We start from the raw sequence: 16756 nt of genomic DNA on the forward strand, positions 1-16756 counted from the left end.
GCTACCGGAAGGTAACGAATCTGTCACTTTCGTCAGAGGTATCTGCGGAGATCCCCAGACAGCCAATACCTGGGGAGGAGCCGAAGGACCGGCCCATCAGCCCCGCTATGCGAGGCCGTGACGCTCAGACGCGGTCGTCGACGAGGAAGATGTGCGACGCGACCTCGACCGGAAGCTCGAGCCCCTCGTCGTTGCCATCCATCTGCACCAGGACGTACCCCTCGCTGTAGCGGTAGTCGCCGTGCGCGCCGGGAACGACGCCCGCGGCCTTGAGCTGCTGCAGCAGCTCGGGGTCGACCTGGACGGGCTCGGCGAGGCGCCGGACGGTACCCACGATCGGCTGCCCCGCATCGTTGAGCCGGCGGACCAGACCGACGACACCCTCTTCGAAGGTGCGCGCCGGCATATCGCCGAGCTGGTCGAGACCGGGGATCGGGTTGCCGTACGGCGACTCCGTCGGGTGCCCGAGCAGCTCGACCAGGCGGCGCTCGACCTGCTCGCTCATCACGTGCTCCCAGCGGCACGCCTCTTCATGCACGTAGGCCCAGTCCAGGCCGATCACGTCGCTGAGCAGCCGCTCCGCGAGCCGATGCTTGCGCATGACGTCGACCGCTTTGTTGCGACCCGCGTCGGTGAGCTCGAGACGGCGATCGTCTGAGACGACCACGAGTCCGTCGCGCTCCATGCGACCCACCGTCTGAGAAACCGTCGGCCCGGAGTGCCCGAGGCGCTCCGAGATGCGCGCGCGCAGCGGAACGATGTTCTCTTCCTCGAGTTCGAGGATCGTCCGCAGGTACATCTCAGTCGTGTCGATCAGGTCGGCCATGCCGGTGCATCCTTGCTGTGGGGGTGGTAGGCAAGCCTAACCCAGCCGCATGTCACGAGACCGGGGCGCCCTGGCCCACGCCTCTAGAATCGTGGGATGCCTCACCTCGAGATCCCTCGCGACCTGCTGCCCGCCGACGGACGCTTCGGATGCGGGCCCTCGAAGGTGCGCGACGCGCAGCTCGAGGCCCTCGTCAGCGCGGGAGCAGGAGTGCTCGGCACGTCGCACCGGCAGGCGCCGGTGAAGAACCTCGTCGGCTCGGTGCGCGCGCGCCTGGCCGAGCTGTTCCGCATTCCGGACGGCTACGAGATCATCCTCGGTAACGGCGGATCGACGGCATTCTGGGATGCTGCGGCCTTCGGCCTCATCGAGAACCGTGCGCAGAACCTCGTGTTCGGCGAATTCGGCGGCAAGTTCGCCGCAGCTGCGAAGGCTCCGTGGCTGCAGGCCCCCGACGTGCGCACCGTCGCGGCCGGCACCCGCACCACCGCCGAACCCGTCGAGGGCGTGGATGTGTACGCCTGGCCCCACAACGAGACCTCCACCGGCGTCTCGGCGCCGGTGGCCCGCGTCGCCGGCGACCCCGGTGCGCTGACCGTGATCGACGCGACCAGCGCCGCAGGCGGCATCGACGTCGACATCGCCGAGACCGACGTCTACTACTTCGCCCCCCAGAAGAACCTCGGGTCGGATGGCGGCCTGTGGTTCGCGGCGGTCTCGCCGGCCGCGATCGAGCGGATCGAGCGGGTCGCCGCATCCGACCGCTACATCCCCGAGTTCCTCAGCCTCAAGAACGCCGTCGACAACTCGCGGCTCGAGCAGACCCTCAACACCCCGGCGATCACGACGCTCGTGCTGCTCGACAGCCAGCTGGAGTGGATGCTCGGCAACGGCGGCCTCGCATGGGCGAGCGCTCGCACGGCGGAGTCGTCGTCGGCGTTGTACGACTGGGCAGAGGCCTCCGCTGTCGCGACGCCGTTCGTGGCCGACCCGGCCGACCGTTCACCGGTGGTCGTGACGATCGACTTCGCCGACACGATCGACGCCGCCGCGATCGCCAAGACGCTCCGCGCCAACGGCATCGTCGACACCGAGCCGTATCGCAAGCTGGGCCGCAATCAGCTGCGGATCGCGACGTTCGTCTCGATCGAGCCCGACGATGTGCGCCGGCTCATCCGATCGATCGATTTCGTGCTGGAGAACAGCTGACCGGGTGACGTGAGGAGGGATGACTCGACGAGTCGTCCGCACTTCGACCGCGTCGTCGATCTAGCCGATCACTGGCGGTAGCTCAGTACTCCCTGGCACCCTCGTCGTAGGAATCCACGAAATCGTCATCCGCGTCGTCGTCATCCGCGTCGTCGTCATCGTCATCTGCGTCGTCGTCATCTGCGTCGTCGTCGTCATCCGCGTCGTCGTCATCATCTGCGTCGTCGTCATCCGCGTCGACATCGAGCTCGTCGATATCCACCCCGTCGACGTCTCCGGCGTGGAGGATCGGCGACGCGTCCGCGTCGAAGTCCGCAGCATCCAGGTCGTCGATGTCCGAGAGCTCGTCGGCGAACTCGTCTTCGTCATCATCTGCGTCCGCCTCGTCATCCGCGTCGATCCCCGCGGCGGCGTTCGCCTCGGCGATCGCCTCCTGCGCCGCCTGGTAATCAGCCAGGCGCACCGCCCACGGCACCCAATCAGGAGCCAGGAGAGCAGCGTCACCGGGAAGCAGCTCGACCTCGAGAACGGTGGGATCAGCATCCTCAACTCGCGCCAGGCTCACGGTCCAGAACCAACCCGGGTAGCCCGCCAGCCGGTTCTCGAAGCGGAGCGAGACGACCCCGTCGTTCTCGACCGTGTACCCGGCGGGTGCCCCGATCGTCACTTCTGGCGTGATCTCGATCAGCGCAGCACGTGCGAGATCGTGCGCCGCGATCAGCCGATCGTCAGCGACCGACGGCGTCCGCCCGGAGAACGCGAAGGTGTCGTCAGGCGTCGAGTTCATCGGCGACCTTGCGCAGCACGGCGACGACGGTCTTGCCGTGCGAACCGCTCGGGTACCGGCCCTTACGCAGGTCGTTGCCGACGCCGTCGAGCAGCTTCACGAGATCTTCGACGATGATCGCCATGTCGTCGGCGGGTTTGCGGGAACGCTTCGCGAGACTGACCGGCGCTTCGAGCACCCGCACCGAGAGGGCCTGCAGACCCCGCTTGCCGTCGGCTACGCCGAACTCGAGCCGAGCGCCTGCCTTCGGAGGCGGCGAGCCGGCGGGCAAGGCCGTGGCGTGCAGGAAGACATCTTGGCCGTCATCGGTCGTGATGAAGCCGAAGCCCTTCTCCTCGTCGTAGAACCTGACCTTGCCGGTGGGCATGAAGACCTCGCTGGGGGGAACGGCCCGCGGATGCGGGCATGGCGGAGCAGGGCCGAAGAAGCCCTGCCTCTCAGCCTACGGCACGCCCGCCGGGCAGTAGGCTGGAGCGGATGAGCAACCGAACCCCCGGCGACGACGTGCCTATCCGTCGCATCGACCGTTACCTGGCGGTGACAGGTCTCGGGCTCGCGCTCGTCTCCGTGATCTGCTTCTTCGCCGTGATCGCGGCCAAACCGCTCGGGGTCACCGACATGAGCAGCGGCATCTGGCCGCTCCTGGTGGTGTTCCCTTTGATCGCACTGCCGATCGCCTTCCTGATGATCGTCTCCGTGCTGATCATGAGCATCGTCCGAAGGGCGCGGGCAAACCGAGGTAACTGACGTGGCCGACTCCTCGGATCAAAGGGCCCTGGCGATCCGCCTGGCCGGACTGAGTGACGAGCGGCTGGCTTCGGTCTTCGCCCTTCGCGGTGTCACGGCGGGCGTGCCCTGGCGCGACTTCTTCGACGCGGCGGACGCACTTCTGGATGCGGCATCCATCGATCGCGCCCTTCAGAAGCTCCCCCGCACGGCCCTGGCCGCCCTCGCCCGCGACGGCGTCGTGCCCGGCTCGGTCGCTCCTCGCCTCGAAGCACGCGCCCTTGCCGCCGACGGCGGACTCCCCTACGGCGCCGTGACCGCCCGAGCCCGCGCCGTCGCCACGGCGAACCCCGATGCCGTCCGCCCGCTGGAGGGATTCCAGCCGCCGCCTCGGGCCGGCGATGCGGCCGCGGCTGCAGCCGCCGAGCGAGCCTTCACGACCGTCGCCGCGCTGGCCGACGTACTCCTCGCCTGCCTGCACGCCCCGTTCACCCGCACCGGAACGGGCGCAGTGAGCGCGGCGGACCGCCGCCGTCTCGTCGAGTCGGGCGCGCTGACCACTCCGGAAGACCTCGACGATCTGGTGGCCGCTGCCGCGGCCGCGGGCCTGGTGCGGGCGGCCGAGCGCGAATGGGTGGGCACGACGGCAGCCGAGAACTGGCTCCAGCTGCCTACGCCGGAGCGCTGGCGAGCGATCGCCGAAGGCCTCCGATCGGAGCTGCCTGAACCCCTCCGAACCGCTGAGGGCGGGTACATGCCGCCGTCGGCATGGGAGACCGCTTTCCCGCTGGATCCCGAGTGGCCCGATCGGGTCGCTCGGCTCCTCCGCATCGCCCGTCACTGGACGCTGCTCACCCCCGAAGGTGCCGAGCCCGCCTGGGCCACGGACCTGCGCGAGGGGCGCCATCCCGATATTGCGAGCCTCGCCCGCCACCTGCCCGCAGAAATCGATCGGGTGTACCTCCAGGCCGACCTGACCGCGATCGCTCCCGGCCCGTTGGCCCCCGCGCTCGACCTCCGGCTGAGGAGCATCGCGCACCGCGAATCGCGGGCCCAAGCATCCACGTATCGCTTCAGCGTCGACTCGCTGGGCGCCGGCATGACCGAAGGTGAGAGCGCCGAGTCGGTCCGCGAGTTCCTCAGCGCGATCTCGCTCACCGGCATTCCGCAGCCGCTGGACTATCTGATCTCGAGCACGGCCGCCCGCCACGGGCGCGTGACGGTGAGAACGGATGCAGCGACCGGCCGCACCCGTGTCGAGAGCGACGATCATGCCCTGCGCGACACGATCGCCGTCGACCAGGCGCTCCGTCCGCTCGGGCTCATTCTGGACGGCGACGCGCTGAGCTCGCGCGTTGCGCGCGACGCGGTCTACTGGTCACTCGTCGACGCGCGTTACCCGGTGGTGGCCTTCGACGACGACGGCTCACCCGCGTCACTGCGCCGTGGCCGTCCTGCAGGACCGCCGCCGCGCAGCGCCGACGACGTGTACGCACGCCTCATCACGACGCTGCGTGCGAGCGAAGGCGGAGACGAGGATGCCGCCTGGCTCGGCCGCGAGCTCGACCAGGCGGTGCGTGCGCGGTCGATCATCGAAGTCGCGGTGCGCCTCCCCGACGGCACAGAGCGCACCTTCACGCTCGAAGCCTCGGGGCTCGGCGGCGGACGTCTTCGTGGTCGCGACCGCGGCGCCGACATCGAGCGAACGCTGCCGGTGTCGAGCATCGTGAGCGTCCGTCCGGTCTGACCGGGTACCCACCGCTGCCTTCATGTCCGCCAGCTGGCAGGCGAGCGCGCTCCGAGCAGCCGTCTTCCGGACGCGAACCCTTACGCCCCGCGCCGTACGCGCAACCGCCCGGGTAGAATTGATTCCTTATGGCTGACGGTCCCCTCATCGTGCAGAGCGACCGGACGGTGCTGCTCGAGGTCGCACATCCGGACGCAGAGAGCGCGCGCCACGAACTGGCCATCTTCGCCGAGCTGGAACGAGCGCCCGAACACATCCACACGTACCGCATCACGCGGCTCGGGCTCTGGAACGCACGCGCGGCCGGCCACGATGCCGAAGACATGCTCTCGACCCTCGACCGGTGGTCGCGCTTCCCCGTCCCGCCCTCGGTCTCGATCGACATCCGTGAGACCGTCGGCCGCTACGGAAGGCTCGTGATCGAACGCGACGACGTTGACGGGTTCGGCGAGAACGTGCTCGTGCTGCGCTCGACCGACGCCCCCGTGCTCGCCGAGATGGCGCGGAACAAGCGCATCCAGCCCCTCTTGATCGGTCACCCCTCCCCCGGCACCTACGTCGTGGACGCCTGGGCACGCGGCCACATCAAGCAGGAACTGCTGAAGATCGGATGGCCGGCCGAAGATCGCGCCGGCTACACGCCGGGCACACCGCACGCGATCGAACTCGACGAGACCGACTGGACTCTTCGGCCCTACCAGCGCAAAGCCGTCGACATCTTCACCGAAGGCGGCTCCGGCGTGGTCGTCCTGCCCTGCGGTGCCGGCAAGACGCTCGTCGGCGCGGCCGCGATGGCCGACACCAAGACCACCACACTGATCCTGGTGACCAACACCGTCAGCGCACGGCAATGGCGCGACGAGCTGCTCAAGCGCACGTCGCTCACCGCCGACGAGATCGGCGAGTACTCGGGCCAGGTCAAAGAGGTCAAGCCCGTGACGATCGCGACCTACCAGATCCTGACGGCGAAGCGACGGGGCGAATACGCGCACCTTGCCCTGTTGGATGCTCTCGACTGGGGCCTCATCGTCTACGACGAGGTGCACCTGCTTCCTGCGCCGGTGTTCAAGCTGACCGCAGATCTCCAGGCCCGCAGGCGCCTGGGCCTGACGGCCACCCTCGTGCGCGAGGACGGGCGTGAGGGCGATGTCTTCAGCCTCATCGGACCGAAGAGGTTCGACGCGCCGTGGAAGGAGATCGAAGCTCAGGGCTTCATCTCGCCGGCCGCGTGCTACGAGGTGCGGGTCGACCTTCCCGCCTCCGAACGGCTGGAGTATGCGGCATCCGCCGACGACGAGCGCTACCGCCTCGCCGCGACGGCCCCGGCAAAGATCGACGTGGTGCGCAGCCTCGTCGCGCGCCACGACGGCGAACGGATCCTCGTGATCGGCCAGTACCTCGATCAGATCGACGTCCTCGCCGAGGCGCTGAATGCCCCGAAGATCACGGGCGCGACACCCGTCGATGAGCGCGAAGAGCTGTACCAGGCTTTCCGCGTGGGTGAGATCTCGGTCCTGGTCGTCTCCAAGGTCGCCAACTTCTCCATCGACCTGCCCGAGGCATCGGTCGCGATCCAGGTGTCGGGGTCGTTCGGTTCCCGGCAAGAAGAGGCGCAGCGCCTCGGGCGGCTTCTCCGCCCCAAGACGTCCGGCCACACCGCGAGCTTCTACACGCTCATCGCCCGCGACACCGTCGATCAGGACTTCGCGCAGAACCGGCAGCGTTTCCTTGCCGAGCAGGGGTACAGCTACACGATCCTCGACGCCGACCGCATCACCGCGCAGGCCGCGTGATTGCGCCGTTCCGGGCGATATCCAGCGGGCACAGGCGATCCGTCAGCATAATGGGGTCATGACCGCTCCGCGCATACTCGTCGTCGACGACGAGCCGAACATCCGCGACCTGCTCATCACGAGCCTCAGGTTCGCGGGTTTCCAGGTGAAAGCCGTCTCCAACGGTGCACAGACGATCTCGGCTGTGCTCGAGGAAGAACCCGACCTCATCATCCTCGATGTGATGCTGCCCGACATGAACGGGTTCAGCGTCACGAAGCGTCTGCGCGGTGCCGGCTACACCGCCCCCATCCTCTTCCTCACGGCGAAGGATGAGACGGAAGACAAGATCGCCGGGCTGAATGCGGGCGGTGACGACTATGTGACCAAGCCGTTCTCCCTCGACGAGATCGTGGCGCGGATCCAGGCGATCCTCCGCCGGACGATGCAGGCCGACGAGGAATCGCTGATCCGGGCGGGCGAGCTGACGATGGATCAGGACACGCACGACGTGCAGGTCGGCGACGTTTCGATCGACCTGAGCCCGACCGAGTTCAAATTGCTGCGCTACCTGATGCTCAACCCGAACCGCGTGCTGTCCAAGGCCCAGATCCTCGATCACGTGTGGGAGTACGACTTCAACGGCGACGCCGGCATCGTAGAGAGCTACATCTCGTACCTGCGACGCAAGATCGACCCGCACTCCACTGAGGCGCTCATCCAGACCAAGCGCGGGTTCGGCTACATGCTCAAGGCGGGCAAGACCGCCTGACGCGGTCCCTGACGAGAGGGGCCGCCCTGACAGAGAAGACGGATACGGTCACCCGATGGTGGCGTGGCATCAGCCTGCGCGCGAAGATCACCGGGGTCACCGTCGCGCTGCTCGCGATCGGTCTGATCGCTGCGGGTTTCGGCACCGCGGTCTTCCTGCGCAACACCCTGATAGCGAACCTCAACGAGCAACTCGCCCAGATCGCGGCGACGGACCCCGCGAAATCCGTTTTCTCCCTCGCCAGCGACGGCACGACCTTCGTGGTCGATCCGAACGCCGTCGAGCCGGACTATTTCCTCGCCGTGTACGGGCCGGACGGCGTCCTCCAGGCTCACACCGGAGGTCGTGACGTCGCCTCACCGGTCATTCCCCCGGCGTTCCCCCTCGAGCTGGCTGTCACGAGCTCCGACTCGTTCGAACTCGCGAGCGCCGAGGGCGGCGCGCCTTACCACGCCGTGGTGTCGGTGCTGGAAGGCCCGAACGGCGGGAACCTCTACACGCAGCTCGTTGCGCAGTCGATCGCACCGGTCGACCGGGTAGTGACGTCCTACCTCGGGATCTACGGTGTGTTGGCGCTCATCACGATCATCGCCGGTGCATTCCTCACCCGCCTGCTCGTGACTCTGGCGTTCCGCAGCCTCGGCCAGGTCGAGACGACGGCGATGTCGATCGCCTCGGGCGACTTCAGCCAGCGCATGACCGACATCGAGCCCGGCACCGAGGTCGGCCGCCTCAAGACGGCCATCAACACCATGCTCGGTCGCATCGACGGCGCCCTGTCGGAGCGCGATGCCACCGTGCGCCAGATGCGGCGCTTCATCGGCGACGCCAGTCATGAGCTGCGTACCCCGCTGGTGACCGTACGCGGGTATGCCGAGCTCTACCGCATGGGCGCGATCACGAGCGACGAAGACGTCGCCCAGGCGATGAGCCGCATCGAATCGGAGGCCAAGCGCATGGGCGTGCTGGTCGAAGACCTGCTGGCACTCGCCCGGCTCGACGAGCGCCGCGACGTCGTGATCGCGCCGGTGGATCTGCGCCCGGTGGCTCGGGATGCTGCGCTCGACGTCCGCGCCGCGGCACCTCAGCGCCCGGTCACCGTCATCGACACCACGATCGTCGCGCCACCGCCGCCCGAGCCGGAGCTCATTGCCGAGCCTGCTGTCGAGCTCGGCCCCGACGCACCGTCGCGGCGCGCGGCGCCTCCCACCTCGGCGATCGCCCGGGCCGGAGTATCGACCCTGTCGCTGCTCCGGCGGCGCCCGCGCCCCGTGCCGGCGAGCCGCGCGACTGGGGCTGAGATACCGCCACCGGCAGCGCCGTCGGATGACGTCCTCCGCGCGAGCGCGCCCGCGAGCGCCCCGCCCATCGTGCTCGGCGATGAGAATCGCATCCGCCAGGTCGTGACGAACCTCCTCGGCAACGCGCGGCGGTTCACCTCGGAGGACTCGCCGATCGAGGTGAAGGTCGGCGTCGACGGCCCCACGCGGATGGGCTGGATCGAAGTGATCGACCACGGCGAAGGCATCCCCGAGCAGCTGCGCGACAAGATCTTCCAGCGTTTCTGGCGCGCAGACACATCGCGCACACGTGAGACGGGCGGCGCGGGCCTGGGTCTGTCGATCGTCTCATCGATCGTCGAGGCCCTGCACGGATCGGTGGACGTCACGGAGACCTCCGGAGGCGGCGCGACCTTCCGTGTCGGGTTCCCCCTCGCTCCTCCCGCCGATGCCGCCGAGCACCTGCTGATCGAGACGCAGCCGCTTCCGATGACGCGTGGTTCCGGCATCCCCACTCCCTGATCCGCTCAGCGACGCCCGCGGCGAGGCTGCGGGCGGATGCGGACATCTCGAAGGATCGATCACGCGGCTGCCCGGCGTCAGCGCCGATCTCGTCGACTCCCGCCCCGCCGATCCTCCGAGATGTCCGCGAAGGCGGTGCCATTGCCGCACCCGCCTACGGAGCGCCGGTTCCTCCCCAACGGCATCGCCACCGTGACGGAGGTGAGAGTCCGGTGGAGACCGACGCTTCGGCACTACGCGGTCCGTAACGTGACCACATCCGAACCATTCAAGGAGCGAAATGTCCGCCTTTTCCGTCGACAGCGACGCTGTCTTTTCCGCCACCTCCGCCGTTCGGCAGACGATCGACAGGCTCCAGGCCGACTCGAACGCGATGCTCGCGCAGCTCACCCTGCTTCAGCATTCGTGGACCGGCATGGCCGCGATCGCGTTCCAGAGCAACATCGATCAGTGGCGCGCGACGCAGCGTCAGGTCGAAGAGACCTTGGCGGGAATCAGCTCGGCTCTGGCCTCGGCAGGTCAGCAGTACGCCGACGCCGAGCAGATGAACCTGAGCTTGTTCCGCTGATCCCGAGACTGCTCCGGAAACGCAGAACGGCCCCTCCTGAGGAGGGGCCGTTCTGTCGAGGACGAGGGTCTCGACGCGCACACAAGCGCGCTACTCGACCTTGATCCGAGCCGGATCACCGCGGGCTACGCTCGCGATGATCCGTCACGCATCAAAAGTCCATGCCGCCCGTCGGGTCGCCGGCCGGAGCCGAGACCTTCTCCGGCTTGTCTGCGACGACGACCTCGGTCGTCAGGAACAGACCGGCGATCGAGGCCGCGTTCTGCAGCGCCGAGCGCGTGACCTTGGCGGGGTCGATGATGCCCTGCGCGAACAGGTCGCCGTACTCACCGGTCGCGGCGTTCAAGCCGTGACCGATCGGGAGGCCCGCGACGGTGTTGGCGACGACGCCCGGCTCGAGACCGGCGTTCAGGGCGATCTGCTTCAGCGGGGCCTCGATGGCGACCTTGACGATGTTCGCCCCGGTCGCTTCGTCACCGGTGAGCTCGAGCGTCGCGAAGACGTTCTTGCCCGCCTGGATGAGCGCAACGCCACCACCGGCGACGATGCCCTCTTCAACGGCAGCCTTCGCGTTGCGGACAGCGTCCTCGATGCGGTGCTTGCGCTCCTTGAGCTCGACCTCGGTCGCGGCGCCGGCCTTGATGACGGCGACACCACCGGCGAGCTTCGCAAGACGCTCCTGAAGCTTCTCGCGGTCGTAGTCGCTGTCGGTGTTCTCGATCTCGCGGCGGATCTGGGTCACGCGACCCTCGATCTGCGACGACTCTCCCGCACCCTCGACGATCGTGGTCTCATCCTTCGTGATGATGACCTTGCGCGCACGGCCGAGCAGGTCGGTCGTGGCGTTCTCGAGCTTGAGGCCGACCTCTTCGGTGATGACCTGACCACCGGTGAGGATCGCGATGTCCTGCAGCTGCGCCTTGCGACGGTCACCGAAGCCGGGTGCCTTGACAGCGGCCGACTTGAAGATGCCGCGGATCTTGTTGAGCACGAGAGTCGCGAGAGCCTCACCCTCGACGTCCTCGGCGATGATGACGAGCTCTTTGCCCTCCTGGATCACCTTGTCGACGATCGGCAGCAGGTCCTTGATGTTCGAGATCTTCTGGTTTGCGATCAGGATGTAAGGGTCTTCGAAGACCGCTTCCTGACGCTCCGGGTCGGTCACGAAGTAGGGGTTGATGTAGCCCTTGTCGAAGCGCATGCCCTCGGTGAGCTCGAGCTCGGTGCCGAAGGTGTTGGACTCCTCGACGGTGACCACGCCCTCCTTGCCGACCTTGTCGATCGCCTCGGCGATCAGCGCGCCGATCGTCGGGTCAGCGGCCGAGATCGACGCGGTGGCAGCGATCTGCTCCTTGGACTCGACCGGACGGGCCGAAGCGAGCAGCTCGTCGGAGATGGCCTGGACAGCCTTCTCGATGCCGCGCTTGAGCGAGATCGGGTCGGCGCCGGCGGCCACGTTGCGGAGGCCCTCCTTGACGAGCGCCTGAGCCAGAACGGTAGCCGTCGTGGTGCCGTCACCTGCGACGTCGTCGGTCTTCTTGGCGACCTCCTTGACGAGCTCCGCGCCGATCTTCTCGTACGGGTCGTCGAGTTCGATCTCCTTGGCGATGGAGACACCGTCGTTCGTGATCGTGGGGGCGCCCCACTTCTTCTCGAGCACGACGTTGCGACCGCGGGGGCCGAGTGTCACCTTGACGGCGTCAGCCAGGATGTTCAGGCCGCGCTCGAGACCACGGCGGGCCTCCTCGTCGAAAGCGATGATCTTTGCCATGTGTGTGTCGTCCCTCCCGGACGTCTCGTCCGGACGTAGCGAATGGTCATTAGCACTCGACAATAACGAGTGCTAATCCATTCTGGCACTCGACCCATGCGAGTGCAAGCCACGGGAGGGATGCCGCCACGCAGCGTCATCGTGCACCCGCAGCCCCCGGAGGGTCCGGGTCGACGGATGCCGTTCTCAGACGACGCGGACCGATTCGGCCTGCGGACCCTTCTGACCGGCGCCCACGGTGAACTCGACCGTCTGGCCCTCTTCGAGCACGCGGAAACCCGACATGTCGATGTTCGAGTAGTGCACGAACACATCCTGGCCGTCCGCGACGGTGATGAAGCCGAAGCCCTTTTCGGCGTTGAACCACTTGACGGTGCCCTGGGTCATGCGATCTCTCCTGTTGCTGGTGGGACAGGGTCATCGTATGCACGCCGGGAACAGCTCAAACGCGTCTCAGGCAACTGTTGACGCGCGTGCATCGAACTGTTTACCGGTGTGAAACACAGGCCTCGAAATCGGGGACGACGACGCCGGTGGACGGGCGCCGAGCGCAGGAACGGGCGCCGAGCAGAGGAACGGGCGTCGAGCTACGGAGTGGGCGTCGAGCTCGCGGCAGCCGTGCTGTCGATGCCGATCACGACCGTGAGCTGGCGGGCCTGACTCTCGTCGGCAGCGGTGCCCGGATCGTCGGTGGCCTGGTAGGCGTTGCTCTGGGCGATCGCCGCACCGCCCACCACCTGCGCGAGTCCGAGCGCTGCCGCCTCGTCGGACGGCAGAGCGTAATAGATGGTCGTCGTCGGGAAGTCGGTCGACCCCGCGCCGCTGGCGGAGACCTTGTCGGCCGACCAGCCGGCGTTCACGATGCGGTCGCGGAATTGCGTCGCCAGGCCCGTCTCAGGGGTGGCGTTGAGGACGAGGACCGTGTAGCTCGTATCGATCACCGGCGTGACGACCGGCGTCGGGGTGGCGCTCGGCGTCGGCGTGGGGAAGAGCGTCACCTTGCCCGAGACGACGAGGGTGCCGAAGATGCCCAGCGCGATGAGGATGACCGTCGCGATGAGGGCCCAGAAGAAGACCACCCAGCCCCGCATATGGGGGTTCTCGGCGCGGTGCGCGCCGACTCGGCCGGGCGCCTGAGGGAGGTCGTCGAAGCGATCCCTCGGGTAGGTCGAATTCGGCATCCCCCGATGTTATCGGGCCGGGCTGAGGGCCGCCGTCGCGACATCCTCAGCGACCGGCGGCCGCGCGCGCGAGCCTGGCATGCTCTCGTGCATCGCGGATGCGCCGCAGTCGCTTGACCAGCATCGGGTCGTAGACGACCGCCTCGGCTGAATCCAGCAGGCGGCCGAGCAACTGGTAGTACCGCGCCGGAGTGAGCCCGAGCTCGGCTCGGATGGCCTCCTCTTTGGCTCCGGCATGCCTGCTCCACGCAGCCTCGAAGTCGAGAATGGCGCGATCGCGCTCAGACAGATCGCCGGCGTCCGGGTCCGTATCGGCCCCCATCGACGCGGCGTGCGCCGACCGATCACCGATCGTCGATCGGGTCGTGTCTGCGATGTCGGTCTGGGGCACGCCCTCACGTTAGCCCGCGGTCTTGGATGTGCCGTGGCGCCACTCCACGAAACCGCCGAGCGGGTCGACGACCGCGAGCGGCCTGCTGTTGAGCCCCAGCAGGAATTCGTTCCGTTCACCGGGATCGAGCGCTGCATCCCAGTCGTGCAGTCCGCCGGGATCGATGGTGATCCACTCCGCGTCCATGTTCTGCACCACGTCGATCAGGCGCTCGCGCCCCTCGCGCGGAATGTGCGGGAGAACGCCCGGCGTCGTGACGACCAACGTCGCCTCGCGCGGGGCCATCGCGGCCACGCGCGCAAGCAGATCGGGGTCGGTCGCGTCGCCCGTGATCACCGCCGGCGGATCCCCCACCAGAATCTCGTGCGCCACAACGTCGAGCGCCGCGCGCACGCGGTCGGCCCTCCCCGTCTCACCGGGCCACACGAGCGTCGTCAAGAACCGCCGGTCGTCTGGATCCGTCGCGTTCAGGGGCGCGAGGTCGATGCCGCCGCGCCACACGATCTCCGGCATCTCCCGCACGGGCGGCCGCCGATCGCCGCGCAGCTCGCACTCGAGCTGGACCCGGGACGGTCCGGTTCGCGGATCGACGCGCGTCACCTCGTCGCCGTCCAGGTAGCGATAGGAGTAGCGATCGGGGTAGAGGCACAGTCCCGCGCTCGCGCCGATCTCCAGAAGCGCGATGGGCCCTTCCACCAGACCCAGCGCCGGCAGCAACGCCGCACACCGCAGCGGCTCATTCGTCTGGATGCTCCGCCGCCCGCACTCATCGACCAGCGCGTCCGCGTGGTCGCGCATCCACTCCGCCCAATGGGGATAGGCCTGTTCTGGTGCCCCGAGCAGACGGCTCACCGCGAAAACGAGCGGGGGCTGCCGATGCGCGGGAGCGATCCGGGCGAGGATCGCCGCCACGACGGGATCGGTCGCCACGCCGCCCGCCCACTCGGCGTACAGGTCCGACCGTCCGGGCGCCTCGTCGACCGCGAAGCGGGCATAACGGGCGGAGACGGCGGCAGCGGCATCCGTTTCCATGCGCCCATTCTGGGCGAACATCCAGCGCCGCACGTATCGAGCCGAGACACCCGCGCTCCGCGTCGGGTTGAATAGACGAGACCGATCCCCTCGCGCCGCGATGAAACCGCGATCGCCGGGACCGAACAAGGAGGACCCATGGCAGACGAATCGAACTACGCCGTCACGAAGACCGACGAGCAGTGGCGAGCAGAACTCGACGCCGAGCAGTACGCCGTTCTGCGTGAGGCGGCGACCGAGCGCGCGTGGACCGGCGAGCTGCTGGACGAGAGCCGCGCCGGCCTCTACACCTGTGCGGCGTGCGGAGCGGAGCTGTTCCGCAGCGGAACGAAGTTCGACTCGCACTGCGGGTGGCCGAGCTTCTACGAGTCGGTGCGTCCCGAGGCCGTCGAACTGATCGAAGACCGCAGCATGGGGATGCTCCGTACCGAGGTCCGTTGCGCGAACTGCGGATCCCACCTCGGGCACGTCTTCCCCGACGGCTTCGGCACCCCGACGGGCGACCGATACTGCATGAACTCGATCTCGCTCACGTTCTCACCGGACGCCGAGGCGTGACAGGCGCTCTCGAAGCGGTCTCATCCCGCAGGTCCTGGTCGAAGGTGACGGATGCTGCGCCCACTCGCGCAGAGCTGGTCCCCCTCGTCTCGGCGGCTGGACGCGTCGCCGATCACTCGTCACTGCGCCCATGGCGTCTCATCGAACTGCGCGGGGCCGATCGCGACAGGCTGGGACGCGCGATCAACAAGGCCGAGGGCAAGGACGGTTCGTCGACGAAGCCATTGCGCGCTCCCCTGCTGATCGCTGTGGTGGCCAGCTATCGCAAGAGCGACAAGATCCCGCGCTGGGAGCAGGAGGCGGTCGCCTCAGGTGTCGCGCACATGCTCAGCCTGCTGCTGGACGACGCCGGTTGGGGCGTGCTGTGGCGCACAGGCCACTACACGCGCAGCAAGCCGGTTGCCAAGGCGCACGGACTCGAGAAGAACGAAGAGCTCCTCGGCTGGCTTTACGTCGGAGGCAAGCCGCCGCGTACCCGGCCGAGCAGGCGCAAGGCCGTGGACGCGCGCCACCACCTGTCTCGCATGCCGCGGGAGAAGAAGGGCACCGGCGACGCCGCGTCCTAGGCCCCGGTGCCGTCCGCGCGCTGCCCGCGTCCGAGGACGCGCCGCCACGGAACGACGGCGACGACGACGGAGATCAGCGCGATTCCGACCGTGACCGCTTCGCGCGCGAGACCCGGGTCCCCGGCGGCGGGCCATACAGCGTCCAGCACGATGGATGTGATCAGCAGCCCCACGACGGAACCCAGGCCGAGGAGCAACACGCCCGTATAGGCGACCAGCGCGGCGGACAGGAAGATGTAGACCACGCCGGCCGCTCCTCCGAGGTAGATCCACGGCTCCGTGGGGAACGCCGTCGGCGGGCCCACGATCGCGATCCGGGCGACGGCGGCGACTGTCAAGACCGCAGTTCCTCCGGCGAAGTTCACGAGCGTCGCCGTCAGGGGAGCGCCTACCCTGGCACGCAGCCGGCCGTTCGTGGCCTGCTGCCAGGCGATGCCCGCACCGGCGAGGAACGGGAGCACCAGCATCCAGAAAGGGATGCCCGCCGAGCCTCCGCCGAAAGAGATCGCGACAGCGACCAGGGCAAGAGCCGCGCCGACGAGTCGCCCGACGGTCACGGCGACGACCCCGCTCGGTCCGTAGCCGGTGCGATCGAGGATGAGTCCGCACACGGTCTGGCCCGCCACGACGCCGACGGTGAAGAGCGAGACGCCGATGAGGCCCACCGCCAGCCCCTGGGTCGCTACCGTGAAGGCGCCCGCGGCGCCTCCCGCCAGCATCCACCACGGAATCCGCCGTGCTCGCACTTCGCGAACCAACCGCATCGCTCCCCGACGGCCGGAGGCGAAGACCAGCGAGAGCACGATGAGGATGGCGAGCCCCGACCCGAACGAGATCACCGCGGCTGTGAACCCGTCGCCGAGCCGCAGACCGAGCTGCCCGTTCATGCGTGCCTGGACAGCGGTCAGCACCCCGACGAGGACGGCGCCCGCAAGCGCGGCCCAGAGGGGGATCCGCGCGCGATCACGGCGATCGTTCCGCTCGACATCGAACGCGTGCACCTGGGTCCTCTTCTGCGTCGGTATCCCTCATCATTCCGGAAAAGGAA

The 16756-nt window shown here is 68.2% G+C and carries 18 protein-coding genes; 9 read left to right on the plus strand and 9 right to left on the minus strand.

Features of this window, described 5'->3' with window-relative positions:
• Positions 1–124 precede the first annotated feature (124 nt).
• Positions 125–826 (minus strand): iron-dependent transcriptional repressor DtxR, encoded by a 702-nt coding sequence (locus F6B43_RS08425; protein WP_150448528.1) that lies wholly within the window; start codon positions 824–826, stop codon positions 125–127.
• Between the two features lie 96 nt (positions 827–922).
• On the opposite strand from F6B43_RS08425, the gene serC reads away from it, so the two are divergent.
• Positions 923–2035, plus strand: coding sequence for a phosphoserine transaminase (serC, locus tag F6B43_RS08430; protein ID WP_150448529.1), 1113 nt, complete (start codon positions 923–925; stop codon positions 2033–2035).
• A gap of 82 nt (positions 2036–2117) precedes the next feature.
• Here the strand turns inward: serC and F6B43_RS08435 are convergent, their stop codons facing one another.
• On the minus strand, positions 2118–2822 hold the full coding sequence (locus F6B43_RS08435) for a DUF3027 domain-containing protein (protein ID WP_150448530.1): 705 nt from the start codon (positions 2820–2822) through the stop codon (positions 2118–2120).
• Positions 2806–3189, minus strand: coding sequence for a cold-shock protein (locus tag F6B43_RS08440; protein WP_150448531.1), 384 nt, complete (start codon positions 3187–3189; stop codon positions 2806–2808). Before F6B43_RS08440 ends, F6B43_RS08435 begins: the two co-directional genes overlap by 17 nt.
• 110 nt (positions 3190–3299) lie before the next feature.
• On the opposite strand from F6B43_RS08440, the gene F6B43_RS08445 reads away from it, so the two are divergent.
• From F6B43_RS08445 to F6B43_RS08470, 6 genes are all read left to right on the plus strand, one after another.
• Entirely contained in the window at positions 3300–3569 is a 270-nt protein-coding gene (locus F6B43_RS08445; RefSeq protein ID WP_150448532.1) for a multidrug ABC transporter ATPase, read from the plus strand.
• A gap of 1 nt (position 3570) precedes the next feature.
• A complete protein-coding gene (locus tag F6B43_RS08450) occupies positions 3571–5295 on the plus strand; it encodes a helicase-associated domain-containing protein (protein ID WP_150448533.1) in 1725 nt (574 codons plus the stop codon).
• A 128-nt stretch (positions 5296–5423) separates the two neighbouring features.
• Positions 5424–7088 carry a DNA repair helicase XPB gene (locus F6B43_RS08455; RefSeq protein ID WP_150448534.1) on the plus strand — a complete coding sequence of 555 codons (1665 nt, stop codon included), beginning with the start codon at positions 5424–5426 and terminating at the stop codon, positions 7086–7088.
• Positions 7089–7146: 58 nt separating this feature from the next.
• The gene (locus tag F6B43_RS08460; RefSeq protein ID WP_150448535.1) at positions 7147–7839 is read left to right on the plus strand and encodes a response regulator transcription factor; all 693 of its coding nucleotides are present in this window, start codon (positions 7147–7149) and stop codon (positions 7837–7839) included.
• 68 nt (positions 7840–7907) lie between these two features.
• Entirely contained in the window at positions 7908–9641 is a 1734-nt protein-coding gene (locus tag F6B43_RS08465; protein ID WP_246159953.1) for a sensor histidine kinase, read from the plus strand.
• Between the two features lie 280 nt (positions 9642–9921).
• Complete coding sequence (locus F6B43_RS08470) at positions 9922–10209, plus strand: WXG100 family type VII secretion target (protein WP_150448537.1); 288 nt, start codon at positions 9922–9924, stop codon at positions 10207–10209.
• A 151-nt stretch (positions 10210–10360) separates the two neighbouring features.
• On the opposite strand, the gene groL is transcribed toward F6B43_RS08470, so the two are convergent.
• The 5 genes from groL to F6B43_RS08495 all read right to left on the minus strand — a co-directional run bounded on the left by groL (position 10361) and on the right by F6B43_RS08495 (position 14584).
• The gene (gene groL, locus F6B43_RS08475) at positions 10361–11980 is read right to left on the minus strand and encodes a chaperonin GroEL (RefSeq protein ID WP_150448538.1); all 1620 of its coding nucleotides are present in this window, start codon (positions 11978–11980) and stop codon (positions 10361–10363) included.
• A gap of 186 nt (positions 11981–12166) precedes the next feature.
• Positions 12167–12367, minus strand: a complete 201-nt coding sequence (locus F6B43_RS08480) for a cold-shock protein (protein ID WP_018172554.1) — start codon at positions 12365–12367, stop codon at positions 12167–12169.
• 200 nt (positions 12368–12567) lie between these two features.
• Positions 12568–13161, minus strand: a complete 594-nt coding sequence (locus F6B43_RS08485) for a LytR C-terminal domain-containing protein (protein ID WP_150448539.1) — start codon at positions 13159–13161, stop codon at positions 12568–12570.
• Positions 13162–13207: 46 nt separating this feature from the next.
• Positions 13208–13483 carry a DUF3263 domain-containing protein gene (locus tag F6B43_RS08490; protein WP_150449503.1) on the minus strand — a complete coding sequence of 92 codons (276 nt, stop codon included), beginning with the start codon at positions 13481–13483 and terminating at the stop codon, positions 13208–13210.
• Between the two features lie 78 nt (positions 13484–13561).
• The gene (locus F6B43_RS08495; protein WP_150448540.1) at positions 13562–14584 is read right to left on the minus strand and encodes a DUF2332 domain-containing protein; all 1023 of its coding nucleotides are present in this window, start codon (positions 14582–14584) and stop codon (positions 13562–13564) included.
• A gap of 138 nt (positions 14585–14722) precedes the next feature.
• Here F6B43_RS08495 and msrB point away from each other — a divergent pair, with 138 nt between their 5' ends.
• Complete coding sequence (gene msrB / locus F6B43_RS08500) at positions 14723–15142, plus strand: peptide-methionine (R)-S-oxide reductase MsrB (protein WP_150448541.1); 420 nt, start codon at positions 14723–14725, stop codon at positions 15140–15142.
• Positions 15139–15708: a nitroreductase family protein gene (locus F6B43_RS08505; protein WP_150448542.1), complete on the plus strand. Its 570-nt coding sequence runs from the start codon at positions 15139–15141 to the stop codon at positions 15706–15708. The genes msrB and F6B43_RS08505 overlap by 4 nt, the downstream gene beginning before the upstream one ends.
• Here the strand turns inward: F6B43_RS08505 and F6B43_RS08510 are convergent.
• A complete protein-coding gene (locus F6B43_RS08510) occupies positions 15705–16709 on the minus strand; it encodes a DMT family transporter (protein ID WP_425486826.1) in 1005 nt (334 codons plus the stop codon). The two genes, F6B43_RS08505 and F6B43_RS08510, sit on opposite strands and share 4 nt — an antisense overlap.
• Between the last annotated feature and the right edge of the window lie 47 nt (positions 16710–16756).

It is taken from the genome of Microbacterium rhizomatis (assembly GCF_008710745.1).
GTDB classification, from domain to species: Bacteria; Actinomycetota; Actinomycetes; order Actinomycetales; family Microbacteriaceae; genus Microbacterium; species Microbacterium rhizomatis.

What these genes read in the sequence shown, in the direction of transcription:
- F6B43_RS08425 (WP_150448528.1), bottom strand. Translation starts at nt 826, where the DNA reads ATGGCCGACCTGATCGACACGACTGAGATGTACCTGCGGACGATCCTC.
- serC (WP_150448529.1), top strand. Translation starts at nt 923, where the DNA reads ATGCCTCACCTCGAGATCCCTCGCGACCTGCTGCCCGCCGACGGACGC.
- F6B43_RS08435 (WP_150448530.1), bottom strand. Translation starts at nt 2,822, where the DNA reads ATGAACTCGACGCCTGACGACACCTTCGCGTTCTCCGGGCGGACGCCG.
- F6B43_RS08440 (WP_150448531.1), bottom strand. Translation starts at nt 3,189, where the DNA reads ATGCCCACCGGCAAGGTCAGGTTCTACGACGAGGAGAAGGGCTTCGGC.
- F6B43_RS08445 (WP_150448532.1), top strand. Translation starts at nt 3,300, where the DNA reads ATGAGCAACCGAACCCCCGGCGACGACGTGCCTATCCGTCGCATCGAC.
- F6B43_RS08455 (WP_150448534.1), top strand. Translation starts at nt 5,424, where the DNA reads ATGGCTGACGGTCCCCTCATCGTGCAGAGCGACCGGACGGTGCTGCTC.
- F6B43_RS08460 (WP_150448535.1), top strand. Translation starts at nt 7,147, where the DNA reads ATGACCGCTCCGCGCATACTCGTCGTCGACGACGAGCCGAACATCCGC.
- F6B43_RS08470 (WP_150448537.1), top strand. Translation starts at nt 9,922, where the DNA reads ATGTCCGCCTTTTCCGTCGACAGCGACGCTGTCTTTTCCGCCACCTCC.
- groL (WP_150448538.1), bottom strand. Translation starts at nt 11,980, where the DNA reads ATGGCAAAGATCATCGCTTTCGACGAGGAGGCCCGCCGTGGTCTCGAG.
- F6B43_RS08480 (WP_018172554.1), bottom strand. Translation starts at nt 12,367, where the DNA reads ATGACCCAGGGCACCGTCAAGTGGTTCAACGCCGAAAAGGGCTTCGGC.
- F6B43_RS08485 (WP_150448539.1), bottom strand. Translation starts at nt 13,161, where the DNA reads ATGCCGAATTCGACCTACCCGAGGGATCGCTTCGACGACCTCCCTCAG.
- F6B43_RS08490 (WP_150449503.1), bottom strand. Translation starts at nt 13,483, where the DNA reads ATGGGGGCCGATACGGACCCGGACGCCGGCGATCTGTCTGAGCGCGAT.
- F6B43_RS08495 (WP_150448540.1), bottom strand. Translation starts at nt 14,584, where the DNA reads ATGGAAACGGATGCCGCTGCCGCCGTCTCCGCCCGTTATGCCCGCTTC.
- msrB (WP_150448541.1), top strand. Translation starts at nt 14,723, where the DNA reads ATGGCAGACGAATCGAACTACGCCGTCACGAAGACCGACGAGCAGTGG.